This window comes from Lysinibacillus sp. 10T31 (assembly GCF_056394365.1).
On sequence record NZ_JBFTHS010000008.1, the window covers coordinates 1 to 13,837 of the forward strand.

A 13,837-nucleotide genomic window follows, 5' to 3' on the forward strand; every position below is an offset into this window, starting at 1 on the left:
GATTACAGTTTAGTTGTTCTTGCTCTTTTTTAGTAAATAATCTTTTCGTCATTTCATTTCGCTCCGACATCTTTTTTCTCATTATAAACAAAAGTACCCTATAGGATAGACTTTTTTCAAAGTGTCTATCTTATAGGGTACAGTTTAAAATAGGATGAGATTTGATTTTTTGGTTAGAATAAAAAAAGAAATAATACACTAGAAAGTATTGGAAAAATTCGGTGTTTTTCGTATGTAGTGGAGCCGGTGCAAAAACAAGACTGGTTCCATATTTTTATGTTATTATATAGATATAATATTTAAAAAATCCTCATTATTATATGAAAATGCTAGCCAATTTTAGGTCAATTATTCCATAAAACTTAAATAAAGGTTAGTCTTATTTGTGGTGGAATAGGAGGTTTTTCTCTTGATTTATTAAGGAAAAGGCTCGAAAAATGCACATAACTCTCATATAGATAGTTGATATTTTAATCTTTATGTAATTATGATACACTGCAATAAGGTAATAATTGATACAGAAAAGGTGTACTCCTAGGTTACTCTAAGGCTTACTGTGACATCTAAGTGGGAGAGCTTACATCCTTTCTGCAAATCTTAATATATAAGGAAGGTAAAAATGAGTAACAGACAAATTAAATCAGATGTTATCTTAATTGGTGCCGGAATCATGAGTGCAACTTTGGGGACAATGCTCAAAGAATTAGCGCCAGATTGGAAAATTACAGTGTTTGAGCAGCTTGATAAAGCTGGTGAAGAAAGTTCTCACGAATTAAATAATGCGGGAACTGGACATGCTGCACTTTGTGAGCTTAACTACACTTCAGAGAAAAAAGACGGATCAATCGATATTAGCAAAGCGATTAAAGTTAATGAGCAGTTCCAACTTTCAAAACAGTTCTGGTCTTATCTTGTGAACAACAAACTGATCAGTAATCCACAGGACTTCATTATGCCTTTACCTCATATGAGTTTAGTACAGGGGAAAGACAATGTAGAGTTTCTAAAAAAACGTCATGAAACAATGACAAAAAATCCTTTATTCCAAGGTATGGAATTTTCTGATAACCCAGAAAAACTAAAGGAATGGATTCCTCTTATTATGCAAGATCGTCCAGCAGATGAAGCTATCGCTGCGACAAAAATTGACACTGGTACAGACGTTAACTTTGGTTCATTAACACGTATGTTATTCGACCACTTAAAAAATAAAGACGTTGACATCAACTACAACCATAGTGTTGAAAGCATGAAACGTACTAGCGATGGTTCATGGGAAGTACGAGTGCACGACAAAAATGGCTGTAAAATGGAATACCATTCAGCAAAATTTGTCTTCCTTGGTGCTGGTGGAGGAAGCCTAGAATTACTACAAAAATCAGGTATTCCTGAAGGAAAACATATTGGTGGATTCCCAATCAGTGGATTATTCTTAGTATGTAAAAACCAAGAAGTTGCTGAACAACATCATGCGAAAGTATACGGAAAAGCTAAAGTTGGTGCTCCACCAATGTCTGTTCCGCATCTTGATACACGCTATATTGATAACAAAAAATCATTACTATTTGGACCGTTCGCAGGTTTCTCACCTAAGTTCTTAAAAACAGGTTCAAATATGGATTTATTTGCTTCTGTAAAACCGCATAATATTACAACGTTATTAGCGGCAGGGGTTAAAGAAATGGGATTAACAAAATATTTAATCCAACAACTTATGTTATCTAAAGAACAACGTATGGAAGAGCTACGTGATTTCATCCCGAATGCTAAGAGCGATGATTGGGATATTATTGTAGCTGGTCAACGTGTACAAGTTATTAAAGATACTGAAGCTGGTGGTAAAGGAACGCTTCAATTTGGTACGGAAGTTGTAAGTGCTTCTGATGGCTCAATCGCTGCATTACTTGGAGCTTCTCCTGGTGCTTCTACTGCTGTTCACGTTATGCTTGAGGTAATCAATAAATGCTTCCCTCAACATGTTAACGAATGGGAATCTAAACTAAAAGAAATGATTCCATCTTATGGCAAGTCATTAGCAGAAAACCCAGAGCTTCTTAAGGAAGTTAATGAATCAACAGACGAAGCGCTTCGTTTAAATTAAAATCTGATGTACTAACAAAGCATCTAAGCGTTTGTTTCTACAAAATATAATAAGAACCTTCATTCTAATTTTGGATTGAAGGTTCTATTTTTTTATTTCAATCATGTTTTTGCCAAAAATAGGGCTCTTCACCGTAACGTGCAGTTGATTTCCATTCAGACTGGGCGCTTCTCTGAAGTGTCCGATGAGCTGCTAATCCTCAAGGAGTCACCCGGTCTCCACTCCAATCGCTTTATATTCAACGGCATATGCTTTAACAATTTTCATCCCAAATTTTGATGATGAGTTAAAATAAGCTGTAGTAGGAATTTCCGAACATATTAACTAATATATTTAAATAGGCATTAATTAATGACAAAATCACAATGATCTAACGAAAAAAATTGAATGGAGAGTAAGATGAGAAAAATACTGATGAAGTATATGATGAAGTATTCGACTCTTAATGAAGAACAACAACAAGCGATTGTTGAAGAGATACAAATAGAGGAATTTAAAAAAGGAACAATCCTCCTTAGACAAGGAGACGTTCCAACTAAATGTTATTTTGTATTAAAGGGATGTATTAGGCAGCATGCTGTAGATGAAGCTGGAAAGGAAGTCACATCTAATTTCTATACAGAAGAACAAGCCATTTCGAATATGAATCATCATAAACAGGATAAGTCATCCTCGTACACCTTCTCCTGTTTAGAGAACTGTATATTGGTCGTAGGTGATCTTGAAACTGAAAAAGATATGTATCACAAATATACCCAATTGGAAGCAATGACTCGCATGATGATTGAGCATAGCTTTGGTGAGATGCAAGATGAATTAGCTTCATTTATTGCATCTACACCAGAAGAACGCTATAAATCATTATTACAGAAGCGACCTTATTTAGCTGATCGTGTACCCCAACATCAATTGGCGAGTTACCTTGGTATTACGCCAGAATCTTTAAGTAGAATTAAGAAGCGAATTAAATGTTAGAGGATGTTATACAGATTTAGAGACTTTTCCTCCTCTAATTAGCAACCATATACCAAAGCCCAACTCTCCTAAAATCATGGGTACATTAAATATAAATTTAAGAATTGAAATAACCTCATCATATTGTGAAAAAAACGAGATAAAAACATTAATAATGATATAGCCTATTGCGGCAAGCAACAATAAGATGCTAATGACTTTAGGGATTTCGGATGATTTGAAAGCAATAAGGCCAATAACCAGAAGATGCCCTCCAAAAATAATCAAATCAATAGCCCAAATTGTTTCAAATGCTTTAAGAAAAAGCATGACATGTGCCTGAAGTTGATCACTATTAAATGAAAAATTATCTGTGCCATTAGAAAGAAGTAATACAAAGACTAAGTTTAGAATGGTAACGCCTAATATAGTCGTGTAGGTGAGGCGGAACCATGCTGCGAGCAATGCAAGGCTTCTATTAATGGGCTCTAAAAAAGTATAAAACGCCCAGGTAACTATAATGTCAGTAATTAAGATGATCACCCAACCGAAAATTTCAGCTTCGAAAAGTGTATTTGATGACTTTAAGTTATTAAAAGTAGCAGTGGCATCTCCTTGCAGCACAAGGTTTTCATGGACAAATCCATAGGAAAAAAATGCGGCAAGTGCCAGGATGATGAGAGCAGTTCCTCCAATTAAAGCCGATTTTCGTCGGTTGGAATGTCCGAGTAGTATTGTATCCATATCAAATCCTCCTTTTAGTGTTGTTTTAATTTTAAAAGGATGATCATGATGCAGCATTGACTTAAATCAAGGAATAAAAATATTAAGATTCTTGCAATCACAACGGCAAGGGGCACATCTTTTGATTAACCAAAAGATGTACTTTTCGATGTTAATACCTAATCTTCGAAAGGCAGAATAGGGCAGAGCGTTTAACATATATTGAGCAACAAAACAGGAGTAAGGATACAAGGAGGGCTAGGGGAATGCTGAAGATGACTGGAAGCTCAACGCCATACCAAATGCCCATCTTTATTTGTTCAAGGCCAAATGTTCGCAAAATACCTGCTAGTATTGATAATAATGCACTTAAGACCAAACCAACATAGAGGACAGATAACACAAGAAGTGCCAGCGAGCAAAAAAAGATCTGAACGAATTTTTTTAAAATCATTCCTTCTCCCTCCGTACAATTTGTTGCACTTTAGCATTGGGAGCGATTGAATAGCTATCCATATAATAAAGTGTTTTTATTCTACAATTACTTCCCACGATGACAACATCTCCTTCCACAATTTCCGCATTTGTATCGGAAAGACGTACATTTTTTCCTTTTATACAATGACAAATTAATTTTTTCTTTAATAATGGAAGGACAGAGATTTTATCCTTTTCTATGCATATTTCATCTGCTATAAGTTCCCCAATTTTACTTTCACCAGACGTTTTTAAATGAAAAAGCTTGGCTAGTATTTCTGTTGCTTTCACAATACCGATTGCATCTACAGTTTCAGCCTCTAAATTTTGTTCAATGGTCAACTTCCCAGAACTATTCAATTTTGTTACTTGCCCATTACGCATATTTAAGCTCCCGGCACTTTTCATCTCATTAATTTCACAAAAATCTTTTAGAGTACAGGATCCTGTACTATTTAAAATCTGTGCTTTAACGCGGGAATGAAAAGAGCTATGACCATGAGTAGAGATTTTTTTTACACGTACCTCTTGATGTAAAGTAACGAATCCACGGATATTTAATTGCTCACAATCTGCTGCTAAATCTGTAATATGGCCATTTGTAAGAGTTACCGTGCGTTGTTTTTGAATCAAAAGAATCACCTCGTATAATTTAATTGTTATATATTTTAATTATTAAAACATATATTAATTAAAGTATATGTAACTTCATTTTGTCAAGAACCTAATGCGTTAAATTAGTTCTCGCATATTTTCTGGGCAATAAAAAAAGGACTTCAATTTTATGAAATCCTAAAAATTTTTTTTCATTAACTGATTAACCTCACGCAATATTGTTGCCATGTCTATCAGTTTTTCCTGTGGAAACTTTAAAAATAAATCTTGAACCTTCAATTCACCGTTATTAGTTAAAATCATTTTTACAACACGACGATCTTCTTTCTCTCTAACTCTCTCTACTAATTCTAATTTTTCCAGCTTATCGCACATCGATGTAACGGCTCCTGGTGTCACACTAAAGAATTCAGCAATTTCTGTTGCTTTCATACCACCATTAATCTTTAGTTGAAGTAGGAGGATCAGCTGGTTTTGAGATAATGATTCTCCCTCAGATAAAAGATTTACAAACATTTTCGATGTATACTGTATTTCAAGCATCTCTTTCATAATGATTTCCACATTGTGCAATTGATCATTTTTTGACATAGTATCACAGCCCATTAAAATATTTAATAACTAAATTATATAGTAAATAAATAATGTGAGCTACTATCGATATCCTTAAGGGAATTGATTTCTCGTCATTGTAAAACACAGAAGCGACTCTTCGGATGCCCCCAGGAAGCTTTGCTCTGTGCGAAAGCGAAGCGTCAGCAACAAATGTTTTATCTGTGCGAAAGCGAAGCGTCAGCAACAAATGTTTTATCTGTGCGAAAGCGAAGCGTCAGCAACAAATGTTTTATCTGTGCGAAAGCGAAGCGTCAGCAACAACAAAACACTCAGTCGGAACAGAAATCAAACACACGTTATGGTGCCATTTATTTCAAAAATGTATCGCACATCCATTCATAAAATTTTTCCTTCTCTTCAAATTGTGGATAATGAGCTGATTGTTCAAAGTCAATAAATTCTTTTTTATCGGCTTCAATCATATCAAAGTATTTTTTTGCTGCATTAGATGAAGTGTTATAATCATATTTACCCATAACAAAATAGAATGGTAATTCAAGTTTTTTTACTTTAGTAGGTAATGGGTTTTGCATTACTTCCTCTAATAGAGTTTTTTGAGAATTGGAAAGCCCATAGTTGTAACGAATCAAATCTAATAAGTTATACTCACGACTGAATAACATATTTATGATATTCCCATCAGGGTTATCAATAAGTCTCGAAGATCCACCATATTTTGCAACATAATTCCGTGGAGTTAACAGCTCACCATTTTTAATTTGTTCAGTTAACTCTTGTAAATATTGAACATCATCTGTATTGCCAGCTTTTTCTGCTTGCTGAATAACGTAGTTCAAACCGTCAATTTCGCTTCCTACTATATCACTCATCTGTCCAATTCCAACATAGGCTGTATATTTTTCAGGAGCTTTAGAGGCAGCTTGCGTTGCAATATACGTACCATAAGAATGGCCAATTAATATTACTTTTTCTTTGCCAAGACGATCTGATATATAATCCGTCAAGGCCAATAAGTCATCTACGAGTAAGTCTGACGAAAGATTAGAATAATCCTCAAAAAAATGATATGATTTTCCGCTTGCTCTTTGGTCGTAATTCACGACCGTAAAATTGTTTTCCAATAAGTTTTGATACTTACTGGCATACGGTATTTCCGAACATCCGGGCCCTCCATGGACAAAAATAATAACGGGATTATCTTTATCTTTGCCACGAATCATAACTTCATGATTACTTCCATTTATCTTCACTTGCTCTAATGCACTTACACTGTTATTACCTTTAATATGGGAAGTCCATGTAGGGAATAAAAGCGCTGTTATGAGTAATACGATTGTAATTATTACAGTGTATTTTATAAATTTCATTATCTTTTTCATCTAATTACCTCTGTGAAAGTGAAATATAATCGAAATTTTTAGACTTTTTTAGGAAGAGTTGTTGAATTGTACATTTTTCTTTTATAAACATAAAAGTACATGCTAAGGGGCCACCATAGGACTACAAATATTGGATAAAACGCCCATATTACGCCTGGTGAAGAGACAATATTTACTGTAATAAAAAAGATACTGATAAGAACTGTAGCGGTAACAGAGAATGCTACAAACGTTTTGCGTTGCGCGTGGTATAAAGCTAAGGGCCACCAAATTACTAAAAATGATGGATAGATCGCCCAAGGGTATGGATGGGATAAAATAATATTTAATAAGGAGTAATAAATAATGGTACTTGCACAGCCTATCAGTGCAATTTTTAATGTTTTTGCTTTTTCCTCTAAATACATAAGAATTGGCCACCAGATGATTGGATAAACCGCATAAATGAACCATATATAATCGGGTGAGTATAAATAATTTTCAATGATCAGAAAAGCAATAATCATGGCACTACAAACAAGAGAATATTGTTTATACATTTTTTTAGACATAAAGAATAGCGTTATTGGCCATAGCAAAACAAGTAAGCATGGGTAAATAAACCAAAGCTCCTGAGGTGACGTCGTATAATTAACGATTGCTAAAAAAATCATTGTCATCAAACTACCTACAATCGAAAAGCTAATAATGTTTTTCATGTTTTATTCACTCCATTTCTTACGTGACCAAACGAAGTACATAGATAATGGCCACCATAATATTGCGAAGATCGGATAGATTGCCCAAATTGTATTTGGTGTATAGTAAAGATTAATAAAAACAAAAAATGCAATAATTAAGCCACTACCCCATATAGAGAATTCTAAATTTAATTTAGACATGTTTTTCTTTCCGGGCTCCTTCACGCCTAATTCCTTTTTTAAATCCTCAATATCTCCAAACTCCACGATGGCTTTGTTGATGGCATCCTCTTGTTCTTTCCCTTGATCCATTAAATAAAATACTTTTTCTTCAAGGTTTTGAATGATTTCTTGTTTCACCATCTCTGTTTCTTTATTACGAGGAATGTCTTTAAAAAGCTCATCAATATGATTTTTTATTTTTTTCATTCTAAGCCCTCCATAAATAAGTCGATAATTTCTTTTACTTCCGACCACTCTTTTACTAGCTCATTTAAATAAGCTTTACCTAACGGGGTAATACGGTAATACTTTCTTTTGCCTCCGTGTGAAACATCACCATAATAGGCTTCAATAATTTCCTTTTTCTCAAGACGTTGAAAAACTGCGTATAAAGTTGCTTCTTTAATTTGAAATCGATTATTTGTGCGGATACTTATTTCCTGAGAAATTTCATAACCATAACGGTCTTTCTCTGAAATTAACCTTAAAATAATGGAATCCAAGTGTCCGCGGATGATGTCACTTCGAACCATAAGTCACCTACTTAATTTTTATTGCTCTATCTGTTAGAGTAATATTAGCAAACATTACTCTACCTGTCAAAGTAATTTTTCCAAATACGTCCAGTTTTTTGTCGGGTGTAATTATTAGGGGTTAAAAAATCCCCATTCACTTTAGAAGTAAAAGGGGATTGGAGATATTTATTTAGCATTGAATTGTGATGGTTACTTCGATTTCATAATTTGTTTTCACACGGCTCATTTTATTACATATACAATGCTGCAAGGAATATACCTAATGTTTCTTCATAGATGTCGTCGAATTGGCTGAGTGGAAGTGGATTTGTACCACTACCTAACTCAACAGTAAAGCCAGGTCTACGCCAATCTTGAATAAACCAATCTTTATAGCCCGCATAACTGCCTGCTGAATTGATAGGCTCGTAGCCGCTGACCCGGCTAAACTCATTAACAAGGATTTCTGACTCTGGTGGTTCGAGATTTTCGAAACCCCAATAAATCACTCTACCTTGTGTATGAAACGCAAGAACTCTGGCGAAATCGCGTTTTTTTGTTAAGTCAGCCATAGCAATGGCCTCTGGCTCGGACAAAGGTCGTTGTCCACTGAAATCTCTTGGTCCAGGTGCTTTCGGATTTCGTGCACGTTCGAGCTCCCATTTTGCAGGAAACTGATCGTTCAAATCGACACCATTTATATTAGCCTTCCAACCTGAGAAATCGGTGCTACCGTTATTCCAAGTAATAAGCTGATTTCTTAATGCGTCGTCATTAGGTGGTCCTTGTAATACTAAATCGACACCATCGGGATTGACCATTGAAACTATAGAAAGGGTTGTTTGCTGGTAAAGTGGTAATGGAGATAAACCGCGAATTGTACTTTGATTGGTGAGTGAGAGTAGGTAGTCGTTTATAAAAGTTAAAATAATCGGAGTCGTAATCCATTCATTCGCATGAAAGGAGCCGTTATAATGGACACGCTTAGTTCCGTTCCCGATAAGAAGCTCTGGAATTTCATGCTGTAAAACAGAATGTCCTATCGTAGAGCTTTGTAGAAATGGATAAGCATCGAGTAGCTTTTTGATATCATTCATCATAATCGTGTAAGAATAATTTTGTTTACCATTGACGAGCCTCCATGTGATTCGTTGGGGAATGCGAATTGTCTGTCCAATGTGTAATTGATTTGGATTAAGACCGGGATTGACAAGCAAGATAGCTCCTAATGGGAGATTTCTACTTTGGGCTATTTGCCAAAACGTATCTCCTTGTTTGATTTGATAATTGACTGTCACAAACCCTGGAATTCGAATGCGTTGTCCGACCCTTAAAAATTGAGATTTAATATTTCGATTCGAATCTATAATTAGTTGAAGAGGTATTTTAAACACTTCACTGAAACGCCAAAGAGAATCCCCTGGTCTTACGTAAATGTCCACAATTGTTCTCTCCTTAATATCAATTATGCCTTGGAAAAATTGGCCAATATAATATGTATATGAAAAGAATATGAGACTTATTAACTTTTAATGGATCATTACCGGAAGTTAGGTATGACATTTGTTAAAACGTATTCAATGAATAAAAGTTGATCTTCGTTCCGACTGGGCGACTCCTTGGGGATTAGCGTCACAGATGAGACCCTGCAGCGAAGCGGCTCATCGTACGCCCCCAGGAAGCTCTGCTCTGCGCAAAAGCGAAGCGTCAGCAACAAATGTTTTCTGTAGCGAAAGCAAACCGACAGCTACAAAGCGCCCAGTCGGAACGGAAATCAACCCCACGTTATGGTGATGAACTCTTTCAAAGTAAATTTTGTTAAGTATTTCTCGGAAAGAGATTACTCTCTTAACCTAAGAGGAAGAAACTTTGTTACTTTTTGATGTACAATGATACTAGTTATAGAGTTTATGACAGATAAAGGTAGGAAAACAAATGTTAAATAAATTTAAGATAGGTATACGAACTAAAATTACGTTAGGCTATATTGTTATCATACTTTGTTTACTTGCATCAGTGATCATCTTAAATAATCAAATTACCTCTCTACAAAAAGAAAGAAATTATATTATTAAGAATGACTCAAATGTACATGCTCTAACCAATCGCATTGAAAAAAACATTTTAGATATGGAGTCGAGCCTTAGGGGTTTTATTATTACAGGTGAATCAAGCTATTTAGAGCCTTATAACAAAGCTAGTGAAAGTTGGAAATCTGATTTTGATGAACTTTATCAGCTTTTAGAAAATAAACCAACACAACAACAGGAGTTAAATGAGATAAAGGCGACAATAGAGCATTGGATTACAACGTCAGAAGAGCCTTCTATTAAATTTAAAAAAGAAAACAATACAGAAGCGTTATATGAACTCTATAAAGTGGATATGGGTCGCAAAGATATGGCAACCGTACGAGATCAGTTTGAATCACTCCGTTCAGCGGAAATTGCAACTATGCAAGCTAAAGTAAATGAGTTGGACAAAAGGAATGGTATTGTAACACTTACACTGCTTGGCATACTTGTATTTATTTCAGTTGTTGCGATTATCATTGCAAGTGGTATTTCTCGTTCAATCGTAAAAACGTTAACAAAGGTTACGCAAACGATTCAAGAAATCGCAGCTTCTAAGAGCAGTCAGAAAGGAAGGATTCATGTTAGAACAAATGATGAGATCAATGACCTTGCAGCTGCTACAAATGAGTTGTTGGATACGCTTGAGAGAAGAGAATGGCTACAGCTGAATATCGCAGAAATTGTCACGAAATATCAAGGTATTTCAGCCATCACCAAATTAGCTGAAACCTTTCTTTCGGAAATAGCGCAAAAAACGCAGTCTTCTCTTGGTGCATTTTATGTTCGTGAAACTACTGATAATAACATACAGTTTGTAAAAAAAGCTGCTTTTGCTGATACAAGGGATGACGTTGGAATTGAGAGCTTTAAACTGGGACAGGGCTTAATCGGACAATGTGCTTTAGAAAAAAAGATTTTAATTTATAACGATATTCCAGAAGAGTTCCGTTTAATAGGCACTGGTTTAGGGGAAGTACCACCAAAAAGTATTTTTATCGTCCCTATTATATTTGAAAATGAAGTCATAGCTGTCGTTGAATTAGCTACAATGACTGGCTTTAATGAGTTACAGCAGCAATTAGTGAAACAAGTTATCGAAACCTTTGGATTAACGATCAATAGTGTCCTAGGGCGTATGGAAATTGTCCGTTTATTAAATGAATCAAGAGCTATGACAGAGGAATTACAGGTGCAATCTGAAGAGCTTCAGGCACAATCAGAAGAGTTGCAGATGCAAACAGAAGAACTGACAATGATTAATGAACAATTGGAAGAAAGAACAAAAGAGGCAGAGTTAAAGTCGAGAGAATTAGAACAAGCTAAAAAAGAATTAGAGGAAAGTACGGAACAGCTATTACTAAATTCAAAGTATAAATCTGAGTTTTTAGCCAATATGTCACATGAATTACGAACACCACTGAATAGCATATTAATTTTATCTGAAATGTTAGCCGAAAATAGCCAAAGCAATTTATCAGAAGAGGATGCTGAATTTGCACAGGTTATCCATTCTTCGGGAGAAGATTTGCTTGTGTTAATTAACGATATTTTAGATTTATCAAAAGTTGAGGCAGGCAAGCTAGATATTAGTTTTGGTGAAATGAATATGAGTGAGGTTCCTGTTCAAATCGAGCAAACCTTTGCACCCGTAGCAATGAAAAACAATCTGCAATTCCATATTTCGAAAGATAAAAATGTAACGGATGTTTTCTATACGGACGAAAAAAGATTCCAGCAAATATTGAAAAATTTATTATCAAATGCCTTTAAATTTACAGAACAAGGCTCTGTTAATCTTAAAATTAAACAGCTTGGTCAAGAACAGCTAACAAATAATATGCAGGATATTAGTGCTGACTGGTTAGAAATCACAGTTTCAGATACAGGTATAGGGATTCCGAAGGATAAGCATCAGCTAATTTTTGAATCATTCCAACAGGCTGATGGGGCAACAGTGCGTAAATACGGTGGAACAGGTCTTGGTTTGTCCATTTGTAAAGAGCTTGCAAGATTACTTGGTGGCTGGATTTCTTTACAAAGTGAAGAGGGGCAAGGCAGTACATTTACACTGACAATCCCAAGCTTGCCAAATGGAATTGAGGAGCAAAAATACCTTGAACTTGCTATTCATGAGGTAGGGGCTACTAATGAAGAACTTGAGTTAGAAGAGCAAGAGCAGCTATCGGAAATTCAGGAATTCTCTCAACATGAGGTAGAAGTTTTTCAAGGGAAGAATATTTTAATTGTAGATGATGATTATCGTAATATATATGCATTAAAAAATGCACTCGAAAAACGAGGCATGAATATCTTAGTTGCAAAAAATGGAATAGAGTGTTTAGATATTATGCAATCTAATGATGAGATTGACCTTATTCTGATGGATATTATGATGCCAAATTTGGATGGCTATGAAACGATGTCGATTATACGCAAACAACTGGAGATTACGGATTTACCGATTATCGCTTTAACAGCAAAGGCCATGAAAAATGATCGAGATAAATCATTAGAGGCTGGTGCTTCAGATTATATTAGTAAGCCATTAAATTTAGATCAATTAATATCCGTTTTAAGAGTATGGCTAGTTTCTAAAGGGAGTTAATAAGATGGACCAATTTCCTTTGCAGCAAAAAACGCAGACAGATTTAGAAATTGATTTATTACTCGAGGCAATTTATCGTTTGTCAGGATTTGATTTTCGACAGTATAATCGCTCTTCTATATCACGAAGAATTGATAATAGGATGAGGATGAATAATATCCCAACGATTTCTCGTGTACTTGAAAAAGCAATACACGAAAAAGGATTTTTAGAGCAACTATTGAACGATTTTTCTATAAATGTTACTGAAATGTTCCGTAACCCTAGTTTTTTTAAGGCTTTTCGCCAAGAGGTTGTACCGTATTTAAGAGATTACCCTGAAATTCGGATATGGCACGCAGGATGTGCCACAGGAGAGGAAGTATTCTCTATGGCTATTATGCTACAGGAAGAAGGGTTAATGGATAAAGCCGTTATTTACGCTACGGATATGAACGAACAAGTATTGGAAAAGGCAAAACAAGGAGTATTTCCGATTAATAAAATGCAGGCATATACTAAAAACTATATGCTTGCTGGTGGCATTCATGCTTTTTCCGAATACTATAAAACAGATTATCAATATGCTTATTTCCATCCGTCACTGTTAAAAAACATTATATTTGCACAGCATAATTTAGTAACAGATCAATCGTTTAATGAATTTCATGTCATTATGTGCCGAAATGTTTTAATTTATTTTTCATCTGAGTTACAAAACAAAGTTCATCATTTGTTTTCCGAAAGCCTAAGTAATAATGGTTTTTTATGCTTAGGAGATAAGGAGACGATACGATTTGAAGATATTATTCCAAAATATAAAGAAATCGTAGGCAATGAAAAAATATATCAGAAGATAGAGTGAGATGAAAAATGGGCTGTTACCAAGGTTTCTCCACAGTAGAGACTTAGGTAACAGCCCTATCTTATGTAGTT

15 protein-coding genes are annotated in these 13,837 nt (G+C 35.1%); 7 read left to right on the top strand and 8 right to left on the bottom strand.

Annotated elements, in window-relative coordinates:
• Positions 1–619: 619 nt before the first annotated feature.
• Both AC1DCY_RS06250 and AC1DCY_RS06255 read left to right on the top strand, forming a co-directional pair.
• Positions 620–2,101 carry a malate:quinone oxidoreductase gene (locus AC1DCY_RS06250; RefSeq protein WP_477348455.1) on the top strand — a complete coding sequence of 494 codons (1,482 nt, stop codon included), beginning with the start codon at positions 620–622 and terminating at the stop codon, positions 2,099–2,101.
• A gap of 399 nt (positions 2,102–2,500) precedes the next feature.
• Positions 2,501–3,076 carry a Crp/Fnr family transcriptional regulator gene (locus tag AC1DCY_RS06255; protein ID WP_477348457.1) on the top strand — a complete coding sequence of 192 codons (576 nt, stop codon included), beginning with the start codon at positions 2,501–2,503 and terminating at the stop codon, positions 3,074–3,076.
• Between the two features lie 6 nt (positions 3,077–3,082).
• Here the strand turns inward: AC1DCY_RS06255 and AC1DCY_RS06260 are convergent, their stop codons facing one another.
• Positions 3,083–3,799, bottom strand: a complete 717-nt coding sequence (locus tag AC1DCY_RS06260) for a DUF4386 domain-containing protein (protein ID WP_477348459.1) — start codon at positions 3,797–3,799, stop codon at positions 3,083–3,085.
• A 245-nt stretch (positions 3,800–4,044) separates the two neighbouring features.
• On the opposite strand from AC1DCY_RS06260, the gene AC1DCY_RS06265 reads away from it, so the two are divergent.
• Complete coding sequence (locus AC1DCY_RS06265; RefSeq protein ID WP_477348461.1) at positions 4,045–4,167, top strand: hypothetical protein; 123 nt, start codon at positions 4,045–4,047, stop codon at positions 4,165–4,167.
• A 61-nt stretch (positions 4,168–4,228) separates the two neighbouring features.
• Here the strand turns inward: AC1DCY_RS06265 and AC1DCY_RS06270 are convergent, their stop codons facing one another.
• Both AC1DCY_RS06270 and AC1DCY_RS06275 read right to left on the bottom strand, forming a co-directional pair.
• On the bottom strand, positions 4,229–4,888 hold the full coding sequence (locus tag AC1DCY_RS06270; protein WP_477348463.1) for a hypothetical protein: 660 nt from the start codon (positions 4,886–4,888) through the stop codon (positions 4,229–4,231).
• Between the two features lie 159 nt (positions 4,889–5,047).
• Positions 5,048–5,461 (bottom strand): MarR family winged helix-turn-helix transcriptional regulator, encoded by a 414-nt coding sequence (locus AC1DCY_RS06275; protein ID WP_477348464.1) that lies wholly within the window; start codon positions 5,459–5,461, stop codon positions 5,048–5,050.
• 84 nt (positions 5,462–5,545) lie between these two features.
• On the opposite strand from AC1DCY_RS06275, the gene AC1DCY_RS06280 reads away from it, so the two are divergent.
• A complete protein-coding gene (locus tag AC1DCY_RS06280; RefSeq protein WP_477348466.1) occupies positions 5,546–5,827 on the top strand; it encodes a hypothetical protein in 282 nt (93 codons plus the stop codon).
• Here AC1DCY_RS06280 and AC1DCY_RS06285 read toward each other — a convergent pair.
• From AC1DCY_RS06285 to AC1DCY_RS06305, 5 genes are all read right to left on the bottom strand, one after another.
• Positions 5,794–6,825, bottom strand: coding sequence for an alpha/beta fold hydrolase (locus tag AC1DCY_RS06285; RefSeq protein WP_477348468.1), 1,032 nt, complete (start codon positions 6,823–6,825; stop codon positions 5,794–5,796). The genes AC1DCY_RS06280 and AC1DCY_RS06285 overlap by 34 nt on opposite strands.
• Positions 6,826–6,863: 38 nt before the next feature.
• On the bottom strand, positions 6,864–7,523 hold the full coding sequence (locus AC1DCY_RS06290; RefSeq protein WP_477348470.1) for a hypothetical protein: 660 nt from the start codon (positions 7,521–7,523) through the stop codon (positions 6,864–6,866).
• 3 nt (positions 7,524–7,526) lie between these two features.
• Complete coding sequence (locus AC1DCY_RS06295) at positions 7,527–7,934, bottom strand: permease prefix domain 1-containing protein (protein ID WP_477348472.1); 408 nt, start codon at positions 7,932–7,934, stop codon at positions 7,527–7,529.
• Positions 7,931–8,260, bottom strand: coding sequence for a PadR family transcriptional regulator (locus AC1DCY_RS06300; protein ID WP_197142914.1), 330 nt, complete (start codon positions 8,258–8,260; stop codon positions 7,931–7,933). Before AC1DCY_RS06300 ends, AC1DCY_RS06295 begins: the two co-directional genes overlap by 4 nt.
• Before the next feature lie 233 nt (positions 8,261–8,493).
• Positions 8,494–9,684 carry a M14 family metallopeptidase gene (locus AC1DCY_RS06305; protein ID WP_477348474.1) on the bottom strand — a complete coding sequence of 397 codons (1,191 nt, stop codon included), beginning with the start codon at positions 9,682–9,684 and terminating at the stop codon, positions 8,494–8,496.
• A 196-nt stretch (positions 9,685–9,880) separates the two neighbouring features.
• On the opposite strand from AC1DCY_RS06305, the gene AC1DCY_RS06310 reads away from it, so the two are divergent.
• From AC1DCY_RS06310 to AC1DCY_RS06320, 3 genes are all read left to right on the top strand, one after another.
• Positions 9,881–10,036: a hypothetical protein gene (locus tag AC1DCY_RS06310; RefSeq protein WP_477348476.1), complete on the top strand. Its 156-nt coding sequence runs from the start codon at positions 9,881–9,883 to the stop codon at positions 10,034–10,036.
• 141 nt (positions 10,037–10,177) lie between these two features.
• Positions 10,178–12,922 carry an ATP-binding protein gene (locus AC1DCY_RS06315; RefSeq protein ID WP_477348479.1) on the top strand — a complete coding sequence of 915 codons (2,745 nt, stop codon included), beginning with the start codon at positions 10,178–10,180 and terminating at the stop codon, positions 12,920–12,922.
• 4 nt (positions 12,923–12,926) lie between these two features.
• On the top strand, positions 12,927–13,766 hold the full coding sequence (locus tag AC1DCY_RS06320; RefSeq protein WP_477348481.1) for a CheR family methyltransferase: 840 nt from the start codon (positions 12,927–12,929) through the stop codon (positions 13,764–13,766).
• Positions 13,767–13,837 lie beyond the last annotated feature (71 nt).

Bases quoted from the DNA above. Each gene is read 5' to 3' on its own strand.
- AC1DCY_RS06250 (WP_477348455.1), top strand. From the start codon at position 620: ATGAGTAACAGACAAATTAAATCAGATGTTATCTTAATTGGTGCCGGA.
- AC1DCY_RS06255 (WP_477348457.1), top strand. From the start codon at position 2,501: ATGAGAAAAATACTGATGAAGTATATGATGAAGTATTCGACTCTTAAT.
- AC1DCY_RS06260 (WP_477348459.1), bottom strand. From the start codon at position 3,799: ATGGATACAATACTACTCGGACATTCCAACCGACGAAAATCGGCTTTA.
- AC1DCY_RS06265 (WP_477348461.1), top strand. From the start codon at position 4,045: ATGCTGAAGATGACTGGAAGCTCAACGCCATACCAAATGCCCATCTTT.
- AC1DCY_RS06275 (WP_477348464.1), bottom strand. From the start codon at position 5,461: ATGTCAAAAAATGATCAATTGCACAATGTGGAAATCATTATGAAAGAG.
- AC1DCY_RS06285 (WP_477348468.1), bottom strand. From the start codon at position 6,825: ATGAAAAAGATAATGAAATTTATAAAATACACTGTAATAATTACAATC.
- AC1DCY_RS06290 (WP_477348470.1), bottom strand. From the start codon at position 7,523: ATGAAAAACATTATTAGCTTTTCGATTGTAGGTAGTTTGATGACAATG.
- AC1DCY_RS06295 (WP_477348472.1), bottom strand. From the start codon at position 7,934: ATGAAAAAAATAAAAAATCATATTGATGAGCTTTTTAAAGACATTCCT.
- AC1DCY_RS06300 (WP_197142914.1), bottom strand. From the start codon at position 8,260: ATGGTTCGAAGTGACATCATCCGCGGACACTTGGATTCCATTATTTTA.
- AC1DCY_RS06310 (WP_477348476.1), top strand. From the start codon at position 9,881: ATGAGACCCTGCAGCGAAGCGGCTCATCGTACGCCCCCAGGAAGCTCT.
- AC1DCY_RS06315 (WP_477348479.1), top strand. From the start codon at position 10,178: ATGTTAAATAAATTTAAGATAGGTATACGAACTAAAATTACGTTAGGC.
- AC1DCY_RS06320 (WP_477348481.1), top strand. From the start codon at position 12,927: ATGGACCAATTTCCTTTGCAGCAAAAAACGCAGACAGATTTAGAAATT.